This is a genomic window from Streptomyces luteolus, assembly GCF_029968015.1.
In the GTDB taxonomy this organism is placed as follows: domain Bacteria; phylum Actinomycetota; class Actinomycetes; order Streptomycetales; family Streptomycetaceae; genus Streptomyces; species Streptomyces luteolus.
Genome location: NZ_JASCIS010000049.1, coordinates 37,659 through 61,870, shown reverse-complemented (window position 1 = coordinate 61,870; position 24,212 = coordinate 37,659). Strand labels below are relative to the sequence as shown.

Below are 24,212 nucleotides of genomic sequence, written 5' to 3'. Positions count from 1 at the left end.
CCCCCGGCGCCGACGTCACCACTGCCCGCCCCGCCTGGCCCGCGGCCTCGACGTCACCACTGCCCGCCCCACCTAGCCCCCGGCCTCGACGTCACCACTGCCCGCCCCACTGCCTGACGCGTCCGCCCGACCCCACCACCAACCGACGCCACCACCGCCCGACGTCGGCGCCGTCGAGAGCCACCGCCTCCCGACGGCGCCGCCCGTCCGCCCGAACCGGACCGACCCCGCCCGATCCCGACCGATGCAGCTCAGTCCTCCAGCCGCGTAGGCAGCGCCACCCTGGCCTCCCCGCCGAAGTACGCCTCCTGGCCGTTCGGGGACGGCTGCATCGGATGCGCGCTGAACGGAGTCGTCGAGCCGAACTGCCCCGTGCGCACCGTCGGCGCCGCGAGCCGCGCCCACTCCGGATCCCGGCGCCCCGGCAGCGTCTTGCCCCCGCCCGCCCACGCCCGCATCATCGCCCGGTAGATCGGCGGATCCGACGGCCGCAGGCCCAGCTGGTCAGCGGCCTGCGGCGCCTGCTGAACCGATTCTCCAGGAGCGGGGACGTAGAGGGTGCGTCGGCGCCGGCCGATCGTCTCATGCAAGGCGGTCATGACCGGCCAACGTCACAAATGCCCCAAGAGTCACCGCCCCGGGGATTCGGGCGTCAGTTCAGGCCGTGACCCTGCCCCGACCGGCCAACCCCGCACCCGCACCCCGGCACGACTCTGGCCCCACGCCGCCCATCTGACGTACCGTCATCTGCGCCGCCGGGGGCCGCACCCCTCCGTGCGACGCCCATCGCTGTGCGTCCAGGGAGGCGAGCCATGGCCGACGACCGTCCCGTCCCGCTCGACGAGTACCCCGTCCACCAGGTCCCGCTGTCGATGAAGCACGTCGCCACCGGCGACCGCAACGCCTACGACCGCTGCATCTTCCATGTCTTCGACCACGAAGGCCGGGCCCTGCTCATCCTCGGCCTCGGCGTGTACCCCAACACCGGGGTGATCGACGCCTACGCCACCTTGCGCATCGGCGACACCCTGCATGCCGTACGCGCCTCGGACGCGCTCGGCGACGACCGCATGAACCAGCTCGCCGTCGGCCCCCTCAGCCTCACCATCGACCGCCCGCTCCAGCGCATCAGCCTGCGCTGCGCGGCCGACGGGCCGGACTCCCTCGCGTACGACATCGAGTGGAACGCCGACTTCCCGGCCGTCTGGGAACCCCACCACACCCAGCGGCGCGGCGACCGGCTCACCCTGGAAGGCCGTCGCTTCGTGCAGGCCGGACGGCCGAGCGGCACCATCCGGGTCGGCGGTGAGGAGATCGCGGTCACGCCGGGGGAGTGGACGGCGACCCGGGACCGCAGCTGGGGCGTCCGCCCGATCCCCGGCGAGGACGGCGGACGTGGCGCCGAGGAGCACCGGACGGAGGGCTTCCACTGGCTCTGGGCGCCGGCGGTCTTCGACGACCGGTTCCTGATGGTGATCGTCCAGGAGGACGCCGACGGGCACCGCTCCCTCAACGAGGCGCTGCTCGTACGCAACGGGCAGCGGGACGTCCAACTCGGCTGGCCGCACGCCGACATCACGTACCGCCCCGGCACCCGCCACCCCGAACGGGCCGTGATCCACCTGACCGACCCGGCCCGCAAACCCCTCGAACTCGGCGTGCGGGTCCTGGCCTCGTCGCCGCTCGCGATCGGCGCCGGATACCCGCCGGCCGACGACTGGCAGCACGGCACCTGGCGCGGCCGCGGCTGGACCGACCGCCGCAGCTACGACCTGTCCGACCCGTCCGCCCACCCGCTGGCCGCGTACGGAGTGACCGACCACGCCGCGCGCTTCACCCTCGACGGGCGGATCGGCCACGGGATCTTCGAGCACGGCAGCTTCGGCCGCCACGACCCCAGCGGCTTCACCGGCTTCGACTCGGTGGCCTCGTGAATTTGATGTCTCAGTGTGTCATCACTTTTCTCGCCTGCCCCGCCAACAGGCCCACAAGCTGAGGGAGTTCGGCCATGGCCACGCCACCCCGGCCCCGCACCACCACCCGCGACCCGGAGGAGCTCACCCGCCGCCTCACCGCCTGGCTGGACACCCGCCTGCCCGGCGCGAGGGCCACCGGAGTCTCCGTACCGGAGTCCAACGGCATGTCGAGCGAGACCCTCCTCTTCGACCTCGACCACCCCGAACCGCCCCTGCGCAGCTGCGCGTTGCGCCTCGCCGCCGACCCGGACGCGTACACGATCTTCCCGGTGTACGACATGAAGCGGCAGTACGACACCATGCGCCTGGTCGCCGAGCACACCGGGATACCCGTGCCGCGCGTGCTGTGGCTGGAGGAGGACCCCGGTCCGCTCGGCGCGCCCTTCTTCGTGATGGAGCGGAAGGAGGGGCGCGTCCCGCCCGACGTCATGCCCTACACGTACGAGGGCAACTGGCTGCACTCCGCGAGCGACGCCGAGCGGGCCGGCCTGGAGGACGCCACGCTGCGGATCATCGCGCGGCTGCACGACCGCTTCCCCGTCGAGCACGCCCGCCACCTGGAACCGCCGGGCGACGGCAGCCCGCTGCGGCGGCATGTCGAGGCCCAACGGGCCTACTACGCCTGGGTGGTGGATGGCCGGCCGCGCTCACCGCTGATCGAGCGCGCCTTCGACCGGCTAGAGGAGCTGTGGCCGGACGACCAGGGCACACCGGTCCTCAACTGGGGCGACGCCCGCATCGGCAACATCATCTACGACGGCTTCACCCCGGCGGCCGTGCTCGACTGGGAGATGGCGGCGCTCGCCCCGCGCGAGGTCGACCTCGGCTGGACGATCTATCTGCACCGCTTCTTCCAGGACCTGACCGTGTCCTTCGGCCAGCCGGGACTGCCGGACTTCCTGCGCCGCGAGCGCATCGAGTCCCGCTACGCCCAGCTCACCGGCCACATCCCGCGCGCCATGGACTTCTACACGCTGTACGCGGCCCTGCGGCACGCCGTCGTCATGCTGCGCGTGGCGTACCGCCAGGTCCACTTCGGCGAGGCGGCCGTGCCCGACGACCCGGACCGGCTGATCCTGCACCACGACAGCCTCGCGGCCATGGTGCAGGGCAGCTACTGGAGTTGAGCGGGCGTCAGGCGCCGGACCGCGTCGCTCAGGCGGCGCGGTGCAGCTGCGGGACCTTGATGGGCCGCGAGCCGGGGCCGCCGACATGGGAGAAGGGCTGCGTGCGCCAGTCGAGTCCCTGAGGGAGCGTCAACAGCAGTGCTGTGTCCTGCTGCTGGGCCTCCTCGCTCTCGTCGGCGGGGCGGGCGCCGACGGCGGAGCGGCCGGTTCCGGAGCAGACCTGCAGCCCGAACGGGTTCCAGGGCGTGGGGCACTTGGCGTGCTCGGGCAGGACGTCCTCGTCCGCCAGGAGCGCGATGGGCTGAGCGCAGTCCGGGCAGATCACCCGGTACATCTCGAACGTGTCGTACGCGTCGAACGAGTCGTCGGCTCCGGCGGCGCCGGGTTCGACGCCCTCCGATACGGGCTCGACGACCGGCTGCTGCCGGTTCCGGGCGGTGCGGCCAGGGCGCTTCACACTCTGCATGGGACTCTCCCCCTCGGGTGGGCCGGCCGGGCGCTGTGGCCTCGGCCACAGCAAGCATTGCCCGTCTCGCCGTGCGGGTAATCGCGTCCACTGTGCGGACCCGGCCCATAAACCTGTGGTCTTCGTCACATGCCGGCCGCAGGTGCGGTTGTCCGGGGTGTGGAATCCGGTGTCCGCTGAGTGGTCCGCGCGACGGACCGGCGCTCGACGAAGCCCTTGATCTCTGTCTTCCGGTCAGACGCCGCTGGGCGGTGGGCAGTTGCGCACCACGACTGCCGTTCCGGTCCCGCGCGCGCCCCGCGCCCTTCGGGCCCTTCCCCGCGCCGACCATCCGCCCAGCGGACGCCGGGTGTCCCAGGGGATCACCGCCCTGTAAGTTCAGGGCATGGAGGAGCTCGACCGTCAGATCGTGCAGCTGCTCGTCAAGGACGGGCGGATGAGCTACACCGACCTCGGCAAGGCCACCGGCCTGTCCACGTCGGCGGTGCACCAACGCGTGCGCCGGCTCGAACAGCGCGGAGTCATCCGTGGGTACGCGGCCGTCGTCGAACCGGAGGAGGTCGGCCTGCCCCTGACGGCGTTCATCTCGGTCAAGCCGTTCGACCCCAGCGCCCCCGACGACATCGCCGAACGCCTCGCCGGCGTCCCGGAGATCGAGGCCTGCCACAGCGTCGCGGGCGACGAGAACTACATCCTGAAGGTCCGCGTCGCCACCCCGCTCGAACTGGAGGACCTGCTCAGCCGCGTCCGCTCCCTCGCCGGGGTGTCCACCCGTACGACCGTGGTCCTCTCCACGCCGTACGAGGCACGGCCGCCGCGTATCTGAGGAGGGGGCTCGGCGGAGCCGCGCTCTCAGGGGCGCGGGGCCGTGACATGTGCGGCTTCGCCGCGGGGCGCGCCCAGCCACAGCGGACCGGCAGGCGAGACACGGCCCGGGGGTCCGGAGGTGAAGCCCCGAGGCTGTCCGCGGACCTTGACCCGCACCCCCTGCGCCCGCCCCCGCGAGGCAAGCGCGAGACTGGACCCCATGAGTGAGCGCACCACCCCCTCCACGGCCGCCGACGACGACGGCCACCGCACCGTTCTGCTGCGCGGCGGCGACATCCACAGCCCCGCCGACCCCTTCGCCACCGCGATGGTCGTCGAGCGCGGCCACATCGCCTGGGTCGGCTCCGAAGGCGCCGCCGACGCCTTCGCGAACGGCGTCCAGGAAGTCGTCGACCTCGAAGGCGCCCTGGTCACCCCGGCGTTCACCGACGCCCACGTGCACACCACCGCGACCGGCCTCGCGCTGACCGGACTCGACCTCTCCGGCGCCCGCGGCCTCGACGAGGCCCTCACCCTCGTCCACGCCCACGCCGCCGCCCACCCCGACGACCCGGTCCTGCTGGGCCACGGCTGGGACGCGGCGCGCTGGTCCGAGCGCCGCCCGCCGTCCCGCGCCGAACTCGACGCGGCCACCGGCGGACGCCCGCTCTACCTCTCCCGGATCGACGTCCACTCCGCCGTGGTCACCACCGCGCTCCTCGACCTCGTCCCCGGCGTCACCGAACGCCCCGGGTACGAGCCCGACGCCCCGCTCACCCAGGACGCCCACCACGCCGTACGCGCCGCCGCCCAGGCCGCCATCGGGGACGAGCAGCGCACCGCCGCCCAGAGCGCCGCCCTGCGGCACGCCGCGTCCCTCGGCATCGGCACCCTGCACGAGTGCGCGGGCCCCACCATCTCCTCCGAGAGCGACTTCATCGGGCTCCTCGGCCTCGCCGCCGCCGAACCCGGCCCGCGGGTCTTCGGCTACTGGGCCGAGCAGGTCGCCTCGCCCGCCGACGCCGACCGGATCCGGGCACTCGGCGCGATCGGCGCGGCCGGCGACCTCTTCGTCGACGGCGCCCTCGGCTCGCACACCGCCTGCCTGCACGAGCCGTACGCCGACGCCCCGCACACCGGCGCCGCCTACCTCGACGCGGCCGCGGTCGCCGCCCACGTCACGGCCTGCACCGAGGCGGGAATCCAGGCCGGCTTCCACGCCATCGGCGACGCCGCCCTCACCGCCGTGGTCGACGGCATGCGCGCCGCCGCCGAGAAGTTCGGCGTGGAACGGGTACGCGCCGCCCGGCACCGCGTCGAGCACGCCGAGATGCTCACCCCCGAAACCGTCGCCGCCTTCGCCGAGTTCGGCCTCACCGCCTCCGTACAGCCGGGCTTCGACGCGCTCTGGGGCGGCGAGCACGGCATGTACGCGGACCGCCTCGGCGCCGACCGGGCCCGCACCCTCAACCCGTATGCGGCGCTGCTGCGTTCGGGCGTGCCGCTCGCCTTCGGCTCCGACGCGCCCGTCACCCCGCTCGACCCGTGGGGCACCGTGCGCGCCGCCGCCTTCCACCGGACCCCCGAGCACCGGGTCTCCGTACGCGCCGCCTTCACCGCCCACACGCGCGGCGGTTGGCGTGCCATGGGCCGGGACGACGCGGGCGTGCTCGTGCCCGGCGCGCCCGCGGACTACGCGGTGTGGCGCGCCGCCGACCTGGTGGTCCAGGCCCCCGACGACCGCGTCGCCCGCTGGTCCACCGACCCCCGCTCCGGCACGCCGGGACTGCCCGATCTGAGCCCCGGAGCCGAACTCCCGCTCTGCCTGCGGACGGTGGTCGGCGGGCGGACCGTGTTCGTACGGCCGGGCGGGTGATGTCCCGGAGCGGCACGGCGCCGCACGGGGCCCTCCGGGCGGTCGCGCGACCTGCGTATCCTCCGCACTGAACAGGGGACTTGGGCGAACGGTGCAGGTCAGGCGGCTATTGACAGACGGCGGACCGAGGCGGGTAGGTTCGGCCGGGTCCACCACTGGACGTTCGACCGGGATACCTCCGCGCAGTCGTCGACGCCGCTGGGCCATGGGGTGGTGTGCCGCACCGGAACACCACCACTGGGAGCCAGGTCCAGCGCCCGCGCCTCGGGGGCGCAGGCAGGTCCCGTCCGGTCGGCAGGTGTGACCCGGGTGGGGCCCGGTCGCTCAGTAGACAACGGCTTTCGGTCGATCCGCAGCCAGCGGGTCCCAGGTCGGCCCGAAGGGCGCCGGGCCCCGATCCGCAGCCGCCGTGGTGGCTCTCCGCCGACACCCGCCCCCTGTGCCTACGGCCGAGTAGGGCCCGCCCACTATGGTGGAGCATCTGCGTACGGACTTAAGGGGCAACAGTGAAGGACGGCGGTCAGCGGCAGTACGGCCCGCTCGGCACAGCGTTGGTGATCATTCCGACGTTCAACGAGGCCGAGAACATCAAGCCGATCGTGAGCCGGGTGCGAGCCGCTGTGCCCGAGGCCCATGTGCTCGTCGCCGACGACAACAGCCCCGACGGCACCGGGAAGTTCGCCGACGAGCTCTCCGCCGAGGACGACCAGGTCCACGTCCTGCACCGCAAGGGAAAGGAAGGCCTCGGCGCCGCGTATCTCGCCGGCTTCCGCTGGGGCATCGAGAACGGCTACGGCGTACTGGTCGAGATGGACGCCGACGGCTCGCACAAGCCGGAGGAGCTGCCGCGCCTGCTCACCGCGCTCAAGGGCGCCGACCTGGTGCTCGGCTCGCGCTGGGTGCCGGGCGGACGCATCGTCAACTGGCCCAAGTCGCGCGAGTTCATCTCCCGCGGCGGCAGCCTGTACTCGCGGCTCCTCCTGGACGTGCCGCTGCGCGACGTCACCGGCGGCTACCGGGCCTTCCGCAAGGAGACCCTGGAGGGCCTCGGGCTCGACGAGGTCGCCTCGCAGGGCTACTGCTTCCAGATCGACCTGGCCCGCCGCGCCCTCAAGGCGGGCTACCACGTCATCGAAGTGCCCATCACCTTCGTGGAGCGCGAGTACGGCGACTCCAAGATGAGCCGGGACATCGCCCTGGAGGCGCTGTGGCGGGTCGCCGCGTGGGGCGTGGAGGAGCGGGCGGGCAAGATCGGCAGAATCCTCGGCCGGAAGTCCTGAAGCTCGGCATCAGAGACATTCGGAGACATTCGGAGACACCAGGGGGCGCCGAAATGGGCGCCCCCACTTATGTGCCTCGCACAGCGCATTCGGCACACTGGGACCATGACGACCGGCACTCCGTCTCCGCCCCTCCGACCGGCCCCGCGTTCCAAGCTGCGCAGGTACGTGCCTCTCGGCATCGCCGCCTGGATGGTGCTGGAGATCTGGCTGCTCACCCAGGTGTCCGCCGCGTGGGGCGGGCTCACTGTCTTTCTGCTGCTCCTGGCCGGGCTCGTGCTCGGCGGAGTGGTGATCAAGCGCGCGGGCCGCCGTGCCTTCAAGGGCTGGTCCGAACAGCTCCAGCAGGTGCAGCGCGGCGAGATGCCGGAGCGCAACCCCCGCGCGGGCGGCAACGCCCTGACGATGGTCGCCGGTCTGCTCCTGATGATGCCGGGCCTGGTGTCGGACGGCGTGGGCCTGGTGCTCCTGCTGCCGCCGGTGCGCAGCGTCCTGACCAAGCGCGTCGAGCGCAGCATGGAGCGCCGGATGAGCAAGGCCGGCCCGGGCACGTTCGAGAACGCCTTCCAGCAGGCCCGTATGCACCGCCCCGGCGGCAAGGTCGTCCAGGGCGAGGTCGTCCGCGACGACGCACCCTCGGCGCCCTCCGCTTCCGACGAGGCGCGCGACCAGGGCCCGCGCCCGCCGCTGACCGGCTGAGCCGAGCCGCGTCACCCGTACGCACGACGGCCCGGAGGGGCGCGGACTGACCGCGTCCCTCCGGGCCGTCGGCTGTCGCGCGTCCGGCGCCGGGTACGTCAAAGAGCGGTGGGCGCGGGCACATTCCTGTGCTCGCGCCCACCGCTCTGTGCAGTAGTCGCTTTACGTACGCGGAGTTACGCGGACTTGCGGCTGCTGTCGCGCGGATGCACCGCGATGTTCATGGCGCCGGAGCGCAGGACGGCCAGGCGCTCGGCCAGGACCTCCTCCAGCTCCTCGCGGGTGCGGCGCTCCATGAGCATGTCCCAGTGCGTACGCGCGGGCTTGCCCTTCTTCTCCTCGGGACCGTCGCCGTCCACCAGAAGTGCTTGGGCCCCACAGACCTTGCACTCCCACTCCGGCGGGATCTCCGCCTCCACCGAGAACGGCATCTCAAAGCGATGGCCGTTGTCGCATGCGTACTCCACGGCCTGGCGCGGGGCCAGGTCGATGCCGCGGTCGGTCTCGTAGCTGGTCACCACGAGGCGCGTGCCGCGAAGAGCTCGCTCACTCATGAATCGTGCCTCCCGGGCTTGTCGCCCACAGGACAGGTGTCGCTGTCGTCGTCATCCGGTCAACGTCCGGTCGGCGGTAAAGATTCCCGTTCCGGGTCATGCGTCGCCGTCGTAGCCGCCCCTTGTTGTACCCACCAGCGCCCGGTTTGTCACATCTGCAAGGAGATGTCACCCAGCGTTGTTCCTTCTTTACCGCGCAGGAACGGTCCGTCCGGCAGGCCAAAGGCGTACACTACCGGCCTTTGGCCTCCGGGGCTAAATCCGGTCCGGTACGGGATTCCCCGCGGCCGCCACCGCGCGCCGCACCGGCACCCGTGCGAGCAGCACGAAGCCGAGTGCGAAGAAGGCCACGAGCGAGACGATCGCGTCCCGGTAGCTGCCCGTGAGCTGGTAGGTCAGACCGAAGACCAGCGGCCCGAGCCAGCTCATCCCGCGGTCGCTCATCTCGTACGCGGAGAAGTACTCGGCCTCCTTGCCGGGCGGCACCAGGTGCGAGAAGAGCGAGCGGGAGAGGGCCTGGGTGCCGCCGAGGACCAGGCCGATGCCGGCGGCGAGCACGAAGAACCAGACCGGCGCCTCGGCGGGCAGGAAGTACCCGGCGCCGATCGTCACCGTCCAGGCCACGAGCGAGCCGAGGATGGTCCGCTTGGCGCCGTGGACCCGGGCGAGGCGGCCCATGCCGAGGGCTCCGGCGACGGCGAGCAGCTGGACCAGGAGGACGGCCACGATGAGCGTCGTCTGGTCCAGGCCCAGCTCCTTGGAGCCGTAGATCGAGGCCTGCGAGATCACTGTCTGGACGCCGTCGTTGTAGACGAGGTACGCGAGCAGGAAGGCGAGGGTGAGCGGGTGGCGGCGCATGTCCCGCAGCGTCGACATCAGCTGGCGCCAGCCGCCGAGCCCCTCGGCCGTACCCGCACCGGCGGTCCTGCGGTCGCGCAGGCGGCGCAGCGGGACGAGCGTGAAGGCGCCCCACCAGAGCCCCGCCGAGGCGAGGCAGATCCGCACCGCCGCCCCCTCCGTCAGGCCGAAGGAGTCGTGCGCGCTGTAGAGGACCAGGTTCAGGATCAGGACGAGGGCGCCCGAGGCGTAGCCGAAGGCCCAGCCGCGTGAGGAGACCGCGTCGCGTTCGTCGGGCTCTGCGATCTGCGGCAGGTAGGCGTTGTAGAGCGCCATGGACACGGCGAGCGAGGCGTTCGCGACGACCAGGAGCAGGCCGCCGAGCAGGTAGCGGTCGCCGTCGAGGAAGAACATCCCGGCCGTCGCCGCCGCGCCCAGGTAGGCGGAGACCGCGAGGAGGGGCTTCTTGCGGCCGGTGCGGTCCGCGGCCGCGCCCGCAAGCGGCATCACGAGGACGGCCACGATGATCGACAGGGAGACCGAGTACGCGAAGAACGAGCCGGCCCTGACCGGGATGCCGAGCGGGTGCACGAACCCGTCCGCGTCCGCCGCCGACTCGGCGACCGAGGTCAGATAAGGGCCGAGGAACACGGTCAGGACGCTCGTCGAGTAGACCGAGCAGGCCCAGTCGTAGAAGTACCAGCCGCGCTGCTCGCGCCGCCGTTCCGCGTCGTCGCCGGTGTCCTTCGGCCGCACGGTGTCCGCGCCCACCCGAGTCCCCTCGCCGTCCCCGTAGACCGTCGCGGGTCCCCCGGACTGTCACTCCCAGGCGCCGCGCTCCTTCAGGACCTCCACCAGCGTCCCGAGATGATCGGTCATGATGCCATCGACCCCGAGATCCAGGAGCGCCGCCATCCGTTCCCGGTCGTTGACGGTCCACACGTGCACCTGGAGTCCGAGCGCGTGCGCGGTCCGTACGAAGCGGTGGTCCACCACGCGTACGCCGGACTGCGCCTCCGGCACCTGCGCGCACACCGCCGACCGGCGCAGCGCGGCCCGGATCCCGTACGAGCGCAGGCGCAGGGCCGCCACGCCGCGGGTGCCGAGGGAGGTCGCGAGGCGCGGTCCCGCGAGGCGCTGGGCACGGGCCACGCGGGACTCGGAGAAGGAGCCGACGCAGACCCGGTCCCACGCGCGCGTGCGGCGGATCAGGTCGACCAGGGGGAGCAGCGCGGGCTCCGCCTTGATGTCGACGTTCCACCGGGCCTCGGGGAACTCCTCGAGCAGGTCCTCGAAGAGGGGGACGGGCTCCTTGCCCGCCACGCGCGCGTGCTGCACGTCCGCCCACTTGTAGGCGCTTATTCGGCCGCCGCTGTCGGTGACCCGGTCCAGGGTCGCGTCGTGGAAGGCGACGAGTCTCCCGTCGGCCGTCGCGTGGACGTCGGTCTCCAGATAGCGGTAGCCGGAGTCGATCGCGCGGCGGAAGGCGGCCGCGGTGTTCTCCAGGCCGTCCGCCGTACCGCCGCGGTGGGCGAAGGCGATCGGGGCCGGGGCGTCGAGGTAGGGGTGCCGGGGGCGCTGCGGGACGGTGCTCACCGTCGCAGTATCGCGCCCTTCGGTTGCGCGCCGGCGACCACCGTGCTGCCGCCGTCCGCCGCGGGGATGGCGAAGACCCGCAGGAACAGCTGGGCGAGGGGGCCGATGCTCAGGGCGTACAGGACAGTGCCGATGCCGACCGTGCCGCCGAGCAGGAAGCCGACGGCCACCACGGCGACCTCGACCGCGGTCCGCATCAGCCTGATCGAGCGGCCCGTGACCTGGTGAAGCCCGGTCATCAGGCCGTCGCGCGGCCCTGGCCCGAAGCGCGCCGAGATGTAGAGCCCGGTGGCCGCCCCGTTCAGGACGATGCCGCCCACGAGGAGGGGGATGCGTACGGCCAGGGCGTGCGCGTCCGGGACCAGGGCAAGCGTGCCGTCCATGGCGAGGCCGACCACGAACACGTTGGAGACCGTGCCGAGGCCGGGCCGCTGCCGGAGCGGGATCCACATCAGGAGCACCGCGGCTCCCACGACGATCGAGACGACACCGATGGTCAGGCCGGTCAGCTCGGCCAGGCCCTGATGGAGGACGTTCCAGGGTTCGAGCCCGAGGCCGGCGCGCACGAGCAGCGCGGAGCTCGCGCCGTACAGCGCGAGCCCTACGTACAACTGCACGATGCGGCGCGGCAGTCGGCCGCTGCGTGCGCTCGGTTTCTCGGACAAGGTCTGCTCCTGTGGGGCTCTTCGCCGGGTTGCTGTGGTGCCAGTTGCCTGACCCATGACACTCTGTGGCCTGTACGGCAGAGCCAACCATGGCCAATTCGAGGAAGGTGGACTGGTCGAGATGGCGCAGTGGACTTCGGCGGTGGGCTCCGGGCAGCTGGCCCGGCTGATCGCCTCGCAGCAGGACCGCCCGTCGGGCACGGGCCGCAGGCCGGCCGCCTACCGCGCGCTCGCCGACGGCATCAGACTGCTCGTCCTGGAGGGCCGCGTTCCGGTCGCCGCCCGGCTGCCCGCCGAACGCGAGCTGGCCCTCGCCCTGAACGTCAGCCGCACCACCGTCGCCGCCGCCTACGAGGCGCTGCGCAGCGAGGGCTTCCTGGAGTCGCGCCGGGGTGCCGGCAGCTGGACCGCCGTACCGGCCGGAAATCCGCTGCCCGCGCGGGGCCTGGAACCGCTGCCGCCCGAGGCGCTCGGCTCCATGATCGACCTGGGCTGCGCAGCCCTGCCCGCCCCCGAACCGTGGCTCACGCGCGCGGTGCAGGGCGCCCTGGAGGAACTGCCCCCGTACGCGCACACCCACGGCGACTACCCGGCCGGGCTGCCCGCCCTTCGCGAGATGATCGCCGACCGGTACACCGCGCGCGGTATCCCGACCATGCCCGAGCAGATCATGGTCACCACCGGCGCGATGGGCGCGATCGACGCGATCTGCCATCTGTTCGCCGGCCGCGGCGAGCGCATCGCCGTCGAGTCGCCGTCGTACGCGAACATCCTGCAGCTGATGCGGGAGGCGGGCGCGCGGCTCGTGCCCGTCGCCATGGCCGAGGGGCTGAGCGGCTGGGACATGGACCGCTGGCGGCAGGTCCTTCGCGACTCCGCGCCCCGGCTCGCGTACGTCGTCGCCGACTTCCACAACCCAACCGGCGCGCTGCCCGACGACACCCAGCGGCGTTCCCTTGTCGAGGCGGCCCGCTCGGCGGGCACGGTGCTCGTCGCCGACGAGACGATGTCCGAGCTCTGGCTCGACGACGACCTCGAACTCCCGCGCCCCGTCTGCTCCTTCGACCCGGGCGGCGCCACCGTCATCACCGTCGGCTCGGCCAGCAAGGCGTTCTGGGCGGGCATGCGGATCGGCTGGGTGCGGGCCGCCCCCGACGTCATCCGCAGCCTGGTCTCGGCCCGCGCGTACGCCGACCTCGGCACCCCCGTCCTGGAGCAGCTCGCCGTCAACTGGCTGATGAGCACGGGCGGTTGGCAGGAGGCGGTGGGCATCCGACGCGGGCAGGCCCGGGAGAACCGGGACGCCCTGGTCGCCGCCGTCCGCCGCGAGCTGCCCGACTGGGAGTTCGAGGTGCCGAGCGGCGGCCTCACGCTGTGGGTCAGGGCCGGCGGCCTCTCCGGCTCACGCCTGGCCGAGCTGGGCGAACGGGTCGGCGTCCGGGTCCCCTCGGGGCCGCGCTTCGGCGTCGACGGCGCCTTCGAGGGGTACGTACGGCTGCCGTTCACCGTCGGCGGAGCCGTGGCCGACGAAGCCGCGGCACGCCTGGCGGCCGCGGCCCGCCTGGTGGCCTCGGGAGCGGGCACGGGAGCGGAGGCGCCGCGGACGTTCGTGGCGTGAGCCTTCTGAAAATCAGCCCCTCCGGCGTTTGAGGAGCGGGGGTCCGGGGGCTGGCCCCCGTGACGGCGCCACCGTGCTTTCGGGAAAGGGTGCGGAGGGGTTACCCCTCAGCCACCACCACCGGCTCCGGCTCATTCGCCGTCGACCGCTCCGGCAACAACTCAAGTACCGCCCTGCGATGCCCCTCGCTCGTCGCGTCGTCGTACGGGTCCGGCGTGGCCGGGACCTGGAGGCGGTGCACCGGGCCCGAGCCGAGGCGGGCGTAGCCGCGGCCCGGCGGGACGTCGGGGGTGGGTGTGGTGCCCGGCTCGGCGCCGAGCACCTCGGTCAGTTGGGCGGGCGTCGCCGGGCCGAGGGCGACACGGGCGCGGGTGTGCTGGCGCACCGGGTCGATGAGGGCGTCCAGGCTGTCGAACTGCTCGGCCACGACGACCGTGACGGCCGCCGCGCGCCCGTGCCGCAGCGGCACCTGGAGCAGCGTCTGCGGGTCGCGGACCCCGTCCGCCGCGGCGAGGTGGCCGAGCGCGCTGGGCCGGTCGAGGAGGATCCACAGCGGGCGCTTGCTGTCCTCGGGCGTGGGGAGGCCGGACTGCCGCGCGTGGTTGGCGGCGATCAGCCGGCGCTCGGTCTCGTTCGCGGCCCACTCCAGCGTGGCGAGCGCCTGGGAGAGGCCGCACTCCACGGCGAGCACGCCGTCCCGGCCGACCAGGCACGCGTACTCGCCGGTGCCGCTGCCCTCCACGATCACCACGTCGCCGTGGAGCAGCGCCTGCACGGCGATCGAGCGGAGCAGGGAGGTGGTGCCGCTGCCGGGCTGGCCGACGGCGAGCAGGTGCGGCTCGGTGGAGCGGATGCCGGTGCGCCACACCACGGGCGGCACGTCGCGCTGCTTGTCGGCCGCGTCCGTCACAGGCAGCGTGCGCTGGACGGAGGTGCCGTCGGTGAAGCCGAGGACGGTCTCGCCGGGCGAGGTGACGAAGCGCTGCGCGGCGACGTCGGTGGGCAGCGGGTCGAGGACGGTCAGGGTGAGCTGGTTGCCCTCCTCTTCCCAGCCGAAGTGGTATTCGCGGCCGCGGCCGGACTTGGCGTGCAGCAGGTGCTCGATCCGGGCGCGGGCATCGGCCTCACCGTCGGTGAAGTAGGCCGGGTAGCGCAGGACGAGCCGGGTGATCCGGTTGTCGTCGTCGAAGTCGTACGAGCCGAAGGCCTTCTCCCACTCGCCGCCGTGTGCGTACAGCGGGCTCGGGTCCTCGGCCACGGAGAAGTACGGGACGAGCGCCTCGTACAGCGAGCGCAGCCGTTCGACGTGGGCCTCGTCGGGGCCGGTCCGGACGGGGGTGCGGTCGCGGCCCTGCCACGCGGAGGCCGCCATCAGCGTGACCAGGGCGAGCAGCGGCCCGTACGGGATGAGGGCCACCACGAGGATCACCGAGGCCACGAGGAACAGCAGCGGTCCGCGGCGGTCCTTGGGGGTCTCGGTCCATTTGCGCCGCCCGGCCGCAGCGAGGCGGCGCAGTCCCCTGGTGATCGTGATCAGGGGGTGGAGGACGTCGGTGGCGCTGTCGGCGGCCGTCCTGGCGAGCTCTCTGCTCCGGGCGAGGGAAGCTGTGCCGCTGGTGAGGATGCGGGGGAGTGGTCGCCTGGCCACGTCGGTCTCCTGGAGTTGTCGCGCGGGTCGGTGAGGGTCAGAACTTGATCCCGCCGAGCAGGCTGGCCAGGCTCTGGCCGCCGGCCTTGATGCTCGGGGCGATGGCGGTGCCCGCGAGGTAGAAGCCGAACAGGGCGCAGACCATGGCGTGGGACGCCTTGAGTCCGTCCTTGCGGAAGAACAGGAAGACGATGATGCCGAGCAGCACGACGCCTGAGATGGACAGGATCATGACGGTTTCTCCTGGTTGATGGGGACAGTCACCATGAGTTGTTCCAGGCTCACAGCATGTATCCATACGACAAAAGGTGCAAGCGAGTGAAATTCCGCAGAATTCGCTGATTTGGCCCCTGCTCGAGGCTGCCCGGGCGCCCGCGTTCCTGTACCGACAGGGGCAGTACGCTGGCGATTCACTCGTACGGCCCACTCGCTGGCCCGCACGCCGGCCCACTCACTGCGAAAGGCGGTCCTGCCGATGACTGATGCCCCCGATCCGGAGGTCGTGGAGCTCGCCACGAAGATCTTCGATCTGGCGCGGCAGGGCGAGACGGAGGCGCTCGCCGCCTACGTCGACGCCGGCGTCCCGGTGAACCTCACCAACGACCGCGGCGACTCCCTCGTGATGCTCGCCGCCTACCACGGGCACGCCGACGCCGTGCGCGCCCTCCTCGCCCGCGGCGCCGACGCCGGCCGGGTCAACGACCGCGGCCAGACCCCGCTCGCCGGGGCGGTCTTCAAGGGCGAGAACGACGTGATCAAGGCCCTCCTCGAAGGCGGCGCCGACCCGGCCGCCGGGACCCCGTCCGCCGTGGACACGGCGCGGATGTTCGGCAAGACGGAGCTGCTGGAGCTGTTCGACGCGCAGTGACGGAGCGCTTCACCGCGAGGTGACCCGGGGCGGTCCGCGGGCAGCCGGAAATCTGGTCGCGGCCGCCGAAGCCGCTGGTCCATCATGACGTCGTGGTTCACGGACACGACTGCTGGGCAGACGCTGCAGCACGCGGGCCGTGACGGCCCGTTCCGGGCCACGACGAGAGGCAGAGGAAAATGGTCTACGACAAGCACAGGACGACGGGCGGCCACACGTGTTGTTGCGCCGGCAGGTAGTGCGCGAACCCCTGTTGCGTCGACAGCTTGATGTGAGGCTTTTTCCATGTTCGACACGGTCATAGCGCCCAGCGGCACGCTGCTCGGCCTGCTTCAGCGGGGCCGCGGCGACGGCACCCTGCACGCGCTCACGGCACCCCGTTCCGAGGCCATCGAGGCCCTCGACCAGTGCGTCCTGAGCGACCCCCGGCACGACTGGCAGGTCGAGAACCGCTCCCTCTACTACGCCCGCCTCTACCTCGACCTGCACGGCGAGCTGGACGGCATCGAGCGGCACCTCTTCTGCGCGGCGGACGTCCTCGACACCGACGAGAGCCGCACGGGCCTCGCCCTCGCGGTCCTCGGCCACCTCGCCTCGTACGGCAGGCGGGACGCGCTGCTGCTCCTGCGGCGGTACGCGGCCTCCGGCAGCAACTGGACCTGGGCCCTGGACGAGCTGGCCGTGCGCGACGACGACGACGCGCTGCGCGACCTCGCCGAGCCGGTGCTCGCCCGCTTCCCGCGCACCCCCGAGGGCGGCGCCGAACTCGCCGCCGCCGTGCGCGACGCCTTCGAGCCCCGGCCGTGGCGCCTGTGGACCGAGGACGGCGTGCGCGCCGACCTCGCCGAACGGGTGCGTGCCGCCCGCGAACAGGGCTCCTTCGACCAGTGGCAACGGCAGCTCGACTCCTCGGGCCCACGGCCCGGCTGGAGCGTAAGTGCCGTCTTCGACTGGGCCGACGAGGCCATCGGCCGCGGCGCCGGACTGCACGTGTCCGCCGCCCGCTGCCTCACCGCCGTCGCCGGACCCGAGGACCGGGACGAGATCCTGCTCGCCGCCCGGGCCGGAAGCGACGGCGCCCGCAGTACCTCCCTGCGCTATCTCGCCGACGCCCAGGACCCCCGCGTACTCGACCTGATCGCCGCCGCCGTGGGCGACGGCTCGCGGACCGTCGTGGAAGCCGCCGTCGACGCCTTCGAGCGGATGCGCGGGGACGACGCCCTGCGCCAGGCCCGCGCCTGGGCCGGAAGGGCCGACGAACTCGGCGCCGCCGCGGGCCGCGTGCTCGCCTGCAGAGGCGGCACCGAGGACGCCGAGCTCGTGCTCGGCGCGCTCCGCGATGCCGTGCGCTCCGAGGGGCCCGACGCCTGCACGCTCTGGACCCTCGTCGACGGCGCCGGACGGCTCGGCATCGCCTGCGCCGCGCCCGTCCTTCGCCATGTCTACCGCGAGACCGCCTCCTCCCATCTGCGCGGCCGCGCCGCCCGCGCCCTCGCCGCCACCGACCCCTCGTTCGCCGCCGGGTTCGCCGTCGAGTGCCTCTGGGACTGCGAGGAGTCCACCCGCGAGGTCGCCGCCCGCAACGCCGAGACCGGTGACTCCCGCGTCGTCGACCAGCTCCGCAGACTCGCCGCCGACCCGGCCGAGGAGGACGAGGTCCAGACGGCCGTACGCAGCCGGATCGGGCCCGACGCCTCCGCCGTCTAACCGGAGTTCAGGGACCGGACCCCCGGGCGACGACTGCCGGGCCCTGTGAGGGCCCGGAACGCTCATGGGACGTTCCGCGGGCGGAAAGATCGACGTTGACGTGACCACGCCGCCGACGGCGACAACACCCGTATGCGTGTCGTCATCGTCACCGAATCCTTCCCGCCCGACGTCAACGGCGTGTCCCACTGCGCCACGCAGACCGTCGACCACCTGCTACGACGCGGCCACGAGCCGCTCGTCGTCGCCCCCGCCGCACCCGGCGCACCGCCCGGCTCGCCCTTCGGCGCCGACGCGCCCTGCCCGGTGCTCCGCATCCGCTCGCTCCCGCTGCCCGGCTACCCGCAGGTGCGGGTGGCGCTGCCGAGCCGCCGGGTGGCCGCCGCGCTCAGCGCGTACGGGGCCGAACTCGTCCATCTGGCCAGCCCGTTCGTGCTCGGCGCGCGCGGCATGGCGGCCGCCGCCCGGCTCGGCATCCCCGCCGTCGCCGTCTACCAGACCGACCTCGCCGGCTACGCCCGGATGTACGTCGGCGCCGGCGAGGCCACGGCCTGGCGGCGCATCCGTACGGTCCACTCCGCCGCCGACCGCACCCTCGCCCCGTCCACCGCGGCCCGCGAGGAGCTGACCCGGAACGGCGTCCCGCGCGTGCACCTGTGGCCGCGCGGCGTGGACACCGTGCGCTTCCGGCCCGAGCACACCGACCCCGCCCTGCGCCGCCGGCTCGCCCCGAACGGTGAACTCCTCGTCGGCTACGTGGGGCGGCTCGCGCCCGAGAAGCGGGTGGACCTGCTCGCGGGGGTCTGCGGCCTCGACGGAGTCCGCGTGGTCGTCGTCGGCGACGGGCCCAGCGAGCCCTCACTGCGGGCGGCGCTGCCCGGCGCCGTGTTCCTCGGGCGCCGCACCGGCGCCGAACTCGCCCGCGTTTTCGCCTCGTTGGACCTCTTCGTGCACACCGGTCCGTACGAAACGTTCTGCCAGACCGTCCAGGAAGCCATGGCCAGCGGCGTGCCCGTGGTGGCTCCGGCAGCGGGCGGGCCGCTCGACCTGGTGCGGCACGGCCGCACCGGCCTTCTCGTACCACCGGACGGCGCGGCCGCCGTGCGCGACGCCGTCTGGGCCCTGATATCCGACCCGGCCCTGCGGCAGGCGTACGGAAGGGCCGGGCGCGCCGCTGTCGAGGGGCGCACCTGGGCGGCGGTCGGCGACCAGCTCATCGAGCACTACGGCGCCGTGCTCGACGGGCGTACGGCGGTGGCGGCATGAGCGTCGACATCGGGTCCCGGCGCGGTGTTTCCGTCCGGCGCGGTGTTTCCGTCCGGCGAGGAGAAGGGGGCGCGGCATGAGTCTGCGCATGGTGCGGCTTGCGAACTTCGTGACGCCCGGATCCGGTGGACTGCGCACCGCGCTGCGGGAGTTGGGCGCGGGGTATCTCGGGACGGGGCACGAGCCCGTGCTCGTCGTGCCGGGGGAGCGGCACGAGGACCGGAAGACTCCGCAGGGGCGGGTCGTCACCCTGCCGGGGCCGGTCCTCCCGGGCAGCGGCGGCTATCGGGTCCTCGCCGACCGGGCCCGGCTCAGGCGGCTCCTGGAGGACCTCGCGCCGGACCGCCTGGAGGTCTCCGACCGGACCACACTGCGCTGGACCGGCGAGTGGGCGCGGCGGGCGCGGGTGCCCGCCGTGATGGTCTCCCACGAGACCGCCGACGGCGTCCTGCGCACCTGGGGCGTGCCCGCGGCACCGGCACGGCACCTCGCCGACGCCCTCAACTCCCGTACGGCGCACGCCTACGCGCGCGTGGTGTGCACGACCGCGTGGGCCGAGCGGGAGTTCCGGCGCATCGGCGCGCGCAACGTGGTCCGCGCGCCGCTCGGCGTCGACCTCGCGCGGTGCCGTCCGCAGCTGTGGGACGCGGACGTACGGGAGCGGCACACGCGCGTGCAGGAGGTTCTGCTGGTGCTGTGCTCGCGGCTCTCGGTCGAGAAGCGGCCCGGCGTCGCACTCGACTGCCTGGAGGCGCTGGCGGAGCGCGGTGTACGGGCACGGCTCGTGGTGGCCGGGGACGGGCCGCTGCGCGGGCGCCTCGAACGCCGGGCACGCGCGCGTGCCTTGCCCGTCACCTTCCTCGGGCATGTCGCCGACCGCGCGGAGCTGGCCGCGTTGCAGGCGACAGCCGACGTGTGCCTCGCGCCCGGGCCCGCGGAAACCTTTGGTCTGGCGGCACTTGAGGCGCTGGCGTGCGGGACGCCGGTGGTGGTGAGCGCGGCGTCGGCGCTGCCGGAGATCGTCGGGGTGGACGGTGCGGGCGGGGCGCCGACTTCCGCTGCGGGCGGGGCCGGGGCCGCGGCGCTCGGGGGTGCCGGTTTCGCGGAGGCCGTCCAGGCGCTGCTCGACCGGCCCGAGCGGGAGCGCCGTCGGGCCGCACGCGCGCGTGCGGAGCGTTTTGGCTGGGAGCGTTCGGTCGCGGCGTTCCTCGCGGCGCACGACGCTCCTTCCGCGGACGGTGTGCGGGGCGGTCCGGAGCGGTCGGCGTCGGCCGAGGCGTTCGCGGACGTCCCGGTCGGAGCGAGGGGTGCGGTGTGAGCGCGCGGAGGGAGATACGGTTCGCGGCGCTCGGGGACTCACTCACCGAAGGTGTGGGGGATCCGGTCGCGGCCGGTCAGTGCTGGAGAGGCTGGGCGGCGCTGCTCGCGGAGGGGCTCGCACCGCCCGAAGTGCCCGTGGAATTCCGCAACTTCGCGGTCAGCGGGGCCCAGACCCGGGACGTGTGGGAGCGGCAGACCCCGCAGGCGCTCGCCTTCGGCGCCGATGTCGTCTCCGTCATAGTGGGCGTCAACGACACCCTGCGGTGCACCTTCGACATCCATCGCGTCGCCGGCCGCCTCGACCAGGTCTACGGGGCGATCGCGGAGCGTGGCGCCGTCCTGCTCACCGCCTGCCTGCCGGACCCGGGCGCGCTGCTCGGCCTGCCCGGCGCCCTGGCCCGCCCACTCGCCCGCCGGCAGCGCGCCGTCAACACCGTCGTACACGCCCTGTCCGAGCGGTACGGCGCGGTCCATCTGCACGCGGCCGACGGGGCGTGGGTCGCGGACCGGTCGATGTGGAGCGCCGACCGGCTGCACCCCGGCGAGGCCGGCCACCGCGCGCTCGCCGTACGCTTCCACGCCCGACTGCGGGCCTCGGGGCGGTTGGTTGGGCCCGCCCCGTCGGCGGAGGCGGAACGGCCGCCACCGTCGCGTACGGCCTCCCTGACGTGGCTGGCCACGGCCGGTACGGGCTGGTTCCTGCGCCGCTGCACCGACCTGCTCCCGCAACTGGCCGCCCTCGCCGCCGAGGAGGTACGGCACGGGCTGCGCGGCACGGCGGCACGGCTGGACGTGCGGGCCACGGCGACGGCTGCGGCTGCGCTGGCCGCCGTGGGGGTGGGCGCGGCCGAATGCGCCTCGGTGGTGCGGTCGGGGGCGGTGAGTTCGGCGGTCGGGGGCGCGGCTTCTCCGGGGTGTGAGCCGGCGTCCCCCAAGGGTGCGGACGGGGACGTATCGGGGCAGTCCCCGATGCGGGTCCGGGGCCGGGGCGGAACGCTTGAAGCATGCTGATGCCCACACTCTCCGTGACCCTGATCGGCCTGCTCGTCGCCGTGGTCCTCACGTGGGGCGGGTGGCCCGGTGCGCGGCCCCTGCTCGGTGCCCTCGTCGGCGCCTGGGCCGGGTTCGCCCTCGGTGCGCTCGCCGGCCTTGCCGTGGATGTGATCAGCGGCCAGGGCTTCTTCCTCGCACTGGCCGGCCACGCGGCCGCGCTCCCGGGTGCGATACTCGGCCTCCACCGCGCCGTCCCCACCGCGAGAGCCTGAACTCCGGCCGCAGCGGCCCCACTTGAGCGCCGGGCTGCCGGAGCGGGCCACCTACGCCCGCGGGCCGTCCAGCTCGACCGGGGCGCGTCCGACGGCCCTCACTACCGCACGAACCACCGACCGGGGGCGCGCGCCGGACAGGCCCTCGCTGCCGCACGGACCACGGGCCGGGGGCGCGCGCCGGACAGGCCCTCGCTGCCGCACGGACCACGGGCCGGGGGCGCGCGCCGGACAGGCCCTCGCTGCCGCACGGACCACGGGCCGGGGGCGTGCCTGACAGGCCAGCCTTACCGCACGAACCGCAGCGGCGTCCCAGGTACCGCCTGCGCGGCCGCCCACAGGTCCGCCTCCCGGACGACGGCCACGACCGGGTAGCCGCCGGTCGTCGGGTGGTCCGCGAGGAACACCACGGGGCGGCCGTCCGGCGGGACCTGGACGGCGCCCAGGACCAGGCCCTCGCTGGGGAGTTCACCGGTGATCGCCCGCTCCAGGGCGGGTCCCTCGGTGCGCAGGCCGATCCGGTTGCTCGCGGGGGAGACCCGGTACGCGCGCGTGGTGAGGGTTTTCAGAGAGCGCGGGGTGCACCAGTCGGCGCGCGGGCCGAGGGTGACTCTCAGGACGAGTTCCGTGGGCGGCGCCGGCTGCGGGGCCGAGTCCACGCGCGCGTGCGGAGGGTGTTCCTGGCCGAGCGGCAGCACCGCACCGTCGGTGAGGTGGGCGGGGCCGAGCCCGGACAGCAGGTCGGTCGAGCGGCTGCCGAGCACGGGGTCCACCGCCACGCCCCCGCCGAGCGCGACGTACGACCGCACGCCCGCGACCGCCGCCCCCACGTCGAGCAGCGCGCCCGCGGGGACCCGCACCGGCCCTCCCCAGGCGACCGGCCGTCCGTCGACCGTGACGGGACAGGGCGCGCCCGTCACCGCCGCCGTCACGGTGCGGCGCGGGCGCAGGGCGCAGCCGCTCAGGGTGGTCTCCAGCACGGCCGCCGCATCGGCGTTGCCGACAAGGCGGTTGGCGAGCCGGGCGGCCGGTTCGTCGAGGGCGCCGGAGCGGGGCACGCCGAGGTGCGCGTGACCGGCGCGGCCCAGGTCCTGCACGGTGGTCAGGGCACCGGCGCGGACCACGGCGAACGCGCTGTCCGTCATGCGCGCACCGCCCGACCGGCCGGTACGAACCGCACGCGCGTGCCGGGGGACAGCAGAGCGGCGGGCACGCGCGCGTGGTCCCACAGAACCGCGTCCGTCGTGCCGATCAACTGCCAGCCGCCCGGCGACGACCGGGGGTACACCCCGGTGTACGGGCCCGCGAGCGCGACCGCCCCCGCTGGCACCGCCGTACGGGGCGTGGTCCGGCGGGGCACCGCGTACCGCTCGGGAAGGCCCGTCAGGTAGCCGAAGCCGGGCGCGAACCCGCAGAAGGCGACGCGGAATTCGGTCGCGGCGTGGATCTCGGCCACCTCGTCCGGCGGGACGTCCCACAGCGCGGCCACCTCGGCCAGGTCGGGCCCGTCGTAGCGCACGGGGAGCTCGACGGTCTCCGGCGCGCTCGGGGGCAGCGCGGGCACGTCCCAGGCGGGAAGGGCGGCGGCGAGGGCGCGCGGGTCGTCGACGCCGTCCAGGAGCACCGTGCGGGCGGCGGGCACGATCTCCCGTACGGGAGGCAGATCGCCGCTCTCGCGGCGCCGCAGGAGCACCGCGTGCAGCGCCTCGACGGCCGCCCCGGTGTCGAGTTCGACGAGGAGGGCGTGCTCGCCGACCAGCCGGACCGTCACCCCTGAAGTCCCCTGTCCGGTGGCGGAGTTCGTATCGGGCACCGCGCGTGTGCGGCTCATACGAAGGCTCGTACGTCGACGCCGTCGGCCTCCAGGCGGGCGCGGACCTCGCGGGCGAGGGCGACCGCTCCCGGGGTGTCGCCGTGCAGGCACAGTGAGCGGGCGCCCACGTCCACCCGCCGCCCGGTGACGGAGGCGACCGATCCGCTCCTGGCCAGGTCGAGGGAGCGGGCGACGACCTCGTCCGGCTCGGTGATCACGGCACCCGCACGCGCGCGTGGGACCAGGGTTCCCTCGTCCGTGTAGGCGCGGTCGGCGAACGCCTCGGTCACCGTGGGCAGTCCGGCCTTTCCCGCCACGTCGAGGAGGCGTGAGCCGGGCAGTCCGAGCAGGGGCAGACCTCCGCCCGCGAGCAGGACCCCGTCGACGACGGCACCGGCCTGCTCCTCGTCGCGCACGACGCGGTTGTAGAGCGCGCCGTGCGGTTTCACGTACGCCACGCGCGTGCCGGCCGCCCGCGCGAACACCTCCAAGGCGCCGATCTGGTAGGCGACTTCGGCGCTCAGCTCGTCGGCAGGCACGTCCATGGCACGCCGTCCGAAGCCCGCCAGGTCGCGGTACGACACCTGGGCGCCGACGCGTACGTCCCGCTCCGCGGCGAGTTCGCACACCTTGCGCATGGTGGCCGCGTCCCCGGCGTGGAAGCCGCAGGCCACGTTGGCGCTGGTCACCACCGACAGCAGCTGCTCGTCGTCGGTCAGCCGCCAGCGCCCGAAGCCCTCGCCGAGGTCGGCGTTGAGGTCGATGACTACCTGGCTCATGTGCGTCCGTACGTCCTTACTCGAAGAGGTGGGGGTTTCCGCAGC

23 protein-coding genes and 1 pseudogene are annotated in these 24,212 nt (G+C 73.8%); 13 read left to right on the top strand and 11 right to left on the bottom strand.

Annotated elements, in window-relative coordinates; genetic code table 11:
- Positions 1–251 precede the first annotated feature (251 nt).
- Positions 252–599, bottom strand: coding sequence for a hypothetical protein (locus QIT00_RS32460; RefSeq protein ID WP_282539044.1), 348 nt, complete (start codon positions 597–599; stop codon positions 252–254).
- Between the two features lie 213 nt (positions 600–812).
- Here QIT00_RS32460 and QIT00_RS32455 point away from each other — a divergent pair, with 213 nt between their 5' ends.
- Complete coding sequence (locus QIT00_RS32455; protein ID WP_282539043.1) at positions 813–1,934, top strand: hypothetical protein; 1,122 nt, start codon at positions 813–815, stop codon at positions 1,932–1,934.
- Between the two features lie 74 nt (positions 1,935–2,008).
- Complete coding sequence (locus QIT00_RS32450) at positions 2,009–3,103, top strand: phosphotransferase family protein (RefSeq protein ID WP_282539042.1); 1,095 nt, start codon at positions 2,009–2,011, stop codon at positions 3,101–3,103.
- A gap of 28 nt (positions 3,104–3,131) precedes the next feature.
- Here QIT00_RS32450 and QIT00_RS32445 read toward each other — a convergent pair whose 3' ends face one another.
- The gene (locus QIT00_RS32445; RefSeq protein WP_282539041.1) at positions 3,132–3,569 is read right to left on the bottom strand and encodes a hypothetical protein; all 438 of its coding nucleotides are present in this window, start codon (positions 3,567–3,569) and stop codon (positions 3,132–3,134) included.
- Between the two features lie 385 nt (positions 3,570–3,954).
- On the opposite strand from QIT00_RS32445, the gene QIT00_RS32440 reads away from it, so the two are divergent.
- The 4 genes from QIT00_RS32440 (at position 3,955) to fxsA (ending at position 8,231) form a co-directional block, all read left to right on the top strand.
- Positions 3,955–4,395: an Lrp/AsnC family transcriptional regulator gene (locus tag QIT00_RS32440; protein WP_282539040.1), complete on the top strand. Its 441-nt coding sequence runs from the start codon at positions 3,955–3,957 to the stop codon at positions 4,393–4,395.
- 201 nt (positions 4,396–4,596) lie between these two features.
- Complete coding sequence (locus QIT00_RS32435) at positions 4,597–6,252, top strand: amidohydrolase (protein WP_282539039.1); 1,656 nt, start codon at positions 4,597–4,599, stop codon at positions 6,250–6,252.
- 506 nt (positions 6,253–6,758) lie between these two features.
- Positions 6,759–7,532 (top strand): polyprenol monophosphomannose synthase, encoded by a 774-nt coding sequence (locus QIT00_RS32430; protein WP_282539038.1) that lies wholly within the window; start codon positions 6,759–6,761, stop codon positions 7,530–7,532.
- Between the two features lie 105 nt (positions 7,533–7,637).
- Positions 7,638–8,231, top strand: a complete 594-nt coding sequence (fxsA, locus tag QIT00_RS32425) for an FxsA family membrane protein (RefSeq protein ID WP_282539037.1) — start codon at positions 7,638–7,640, stop codon at positions 8,229–8,231.
- A gap of 176 nt (positions 8,232–8,407) precedes the next feature.
- Here the strand turns inward: fxsA and QIT00_RS32420 are convergent, their stop codons facing one another.
- The 4 genes from QIT00_RS32420 to yczE form a co-directional block, all read right to left on the bottom strand.
- Complete coding sequence (locus tag QIT00_RS32420) at positions 8,408–8,785, bottom strand: RNA polymerase-binding protein RbpA (RefSeq protein ID WP_282512822.1); 378 nt, start codon at positions 8,783–8,785, stop codon at positions 8,408–8,410.
- A 255-nt stretch (positions 8,786–9,040) separates the two neighbouring features.
- The gene (locus QIT00_RS32415; protein ID WP_282539036.1) at positions 9,041–10,393 is read right to left on the bottom strand and encodes an MFS transporter; all 1,353 of its coding nucleotides are present in this window, start codon (positions 10,391–10,393) and stop codon (positions 9,041–9,043) included.
- 48 nt (positions 10,394–10,441) lie between these two features.
- Complete coding sequence (locus QIT00_RS32410; protein WP_282539035.1) at positions 10,442–11,218, bottom strand: glycerophosphodiester phosphodiesterase; 777 nt, start codon at positions 11,216–11,218, stop codon at positions 10,442–10,444.
- Positions 11,215–11,883 (bottom strand): membrane protein YczE, encoded by a 669-nt coding sequence (yczE, locus tag QIT00_RS32405; protein ID WP_282539034.1) that lies wholly within the window; start codon positions 11,881–11,883, stop codon positions 11,215–11,217. The genes QIT00_RS32410 and yczE overlap by 4 nt, the downstream gene beginning before the upstream one ends.
- A gap of 121 nt (positions 11,884–12,004) precedes the next feature.
- Here yczE and QIT00_RS32400 point away from each other — a divergent pair, with 121 nt between their 5' ends.
- The gene (locus tag QIT00_RS32400; RefSeq protein ID WP_282539033.1) at positions 12,005–13,501 is read left to right on the top strand and encodes an SCO1417 family PLP biosynthesis transcription factor; all 1,497 of its coding nucleotides are present in this window, start codon (positions 12,005–12,007) and stop codon (positions 13,499–13,501) included.
- 100 nt (positions 13,502–13,601) lie between these two features.
- On the opposite strand, the gene QIT00_RS32395 is transcribed toward QIT00_RS32400, so the two are convergent.
- Together QIT00_RS32395 and QIT00_RS32390 are read right to left on the bottom strand one after the other, a co-directional pair.
- Positions 13,602–15,149 (bottom strand): hypothetical protein, encoded by a 1,548-nt coding sequence (locus QIT00_RS32395; RefSeq protein WP_282539032.1) that lies wholly within the window; start codon positions 15,147–15,149, stop codon positions 13,602–13,604.
- 37 nt (positions 15,150–15,186) lie between these two features.
- Positions 15,187–15,381, bottom strand: coding sequence for a hypothetical protein (locus tag QIT00_RS32390; RefSeq protein ID WP_067155558.1), 195 nt, complete (start codon positions 15,379–15,381; stop codon positions 15,187–15,189).
- 243 nt (positions 15,382–15,624) lie between these two features.
- Here QIT00_RS32390 and QIT00_RS32385 point away from each other — a divergent pair, with 243 nt between their 5' ends.
- From QIT00_RS32385 to QIT00_RS32360, 6 genes and pseudogenes are all read left to right on the top strand, one after another.
- Entirely contained in the window at positions 15,625–16,017 is a 393-nt protein-coding gene (locus QIT00_RS32385; protein ID WP_282539031.1) for an ankyrin repeat domain-containing protein, read from the top strand.
- A gap of 285 nt (positions 16,018–16,302) precedes the next feature.
- On the top strand, positions 16,303–17,724 hold the full coding sequence (locus tag QIT00_RS32380) for a HEAT repeat domain-containing protein (protein ID WP_282539030.1): 1,422 nt from the start codon (positions 16,303–16,305) through the stop codon (positions 17,722–17,724).
- A gap of 132 nt (positions 17,725–17,856) precedes the next feature.
- The gene (locus QIT00_RS32375; RefSeq protein ID WP_282539029.1) at positions 17,857–18,990 is read left to right on the top strand and encodes a glycosyltransferase family 4 protein; all 1,134 of its coding nucleotides are present in this window, start codon (positions 17,857–17,859) and stop codon (positions 18,988–18,990) included.
- 76 nt (positions 18,991–19,066) lie between these two features.
- Positions 19,067–20,308 (top strand): glycosyltransferase, encoded by a 1,242-nt coding sequence (locus QIT00_RS32370; RefSeq protein ID WP_282539028.1) that lies wholly within the window; start codon positions 19,067–19,069, stop codon positions 20,306–20,308.
- Positions 20,305–21,150, top strand: a pseudogene (locus QIT00_RS32365) (SGNH/GDSL hydrolase family protein); the annotation flags it as partial. The gene QIT00_RS32370 and the pseudogene QIT00_RS32365, both read left to right, overlap by 4 nt.
- 164 nt (positions 21,151–21,314) lie before the next feature.
- Positions 21,315–21,575 carry a hypothetical protein gene (locus QIT00_RS32360; RefSeq protein ID WP_282539027.1) on the top strand — a complete coding sequence of 87 codons (261 nt, stop codon included), beginning with the start codon at positions 21,315–21,317 and terminating at the stop codon, positions 21,573–21,575.
- Positions 21,576–21,862: 287 nt separating this feature from the next.
- Here the strand turns inward: QIT00_RS32360 and QIT00_RS32355 are convergent, their stop codons facing one another.
- Genes QIT00_RS32355 through QIT00_RS32345 form a run of 3 tightly spaced genes read right to left on the bottom strand, consistent with a single transcriptional unit; the run spans position 21,863 to position 24,167 of the window.
- Positions 21,863–22,720, bottom strand: coding sequence for a 5-oxoprolinase subunit C family protein (locus QIT00_RS32355; protein WP_282539026.1), 858 nt, complete (start codon positions 22,718–22,720; stop codon positions 21,863–21,865).
- A complete protein-coding gene (pxpB, locus tag QIT00_RS32350) occupies positions 22,717–23,406 on the bottom strand; it encodes a 5-oxoprolinase subunit PxpB (protein WP_282539025.1) in 690 nt (229 codons plus the stop codon). Before pxpB ends, QIT00_RS32355 begins: the two co-directional genes overlap by 4 nt.
- Positions 23,403–24,167 carry a LamB/YcsF family protein gene (locus QIT00_RS32345; RefSeq protein ID WP_282539024.1) on the bottom strand — a complete coding sequence of 255 codons (765 nt, stop codon included), beginning with the start codon at positions 24,165–24,167 and terminating at the stop codon, positions 23,403–23,405. Before QIT00_RS32345 ends, pxpB begins: the two co-directional genes overlap by 4 nt.
- Between the last annotated feature and the right edge of the window lie 45 nt (positions 24,168–24,212).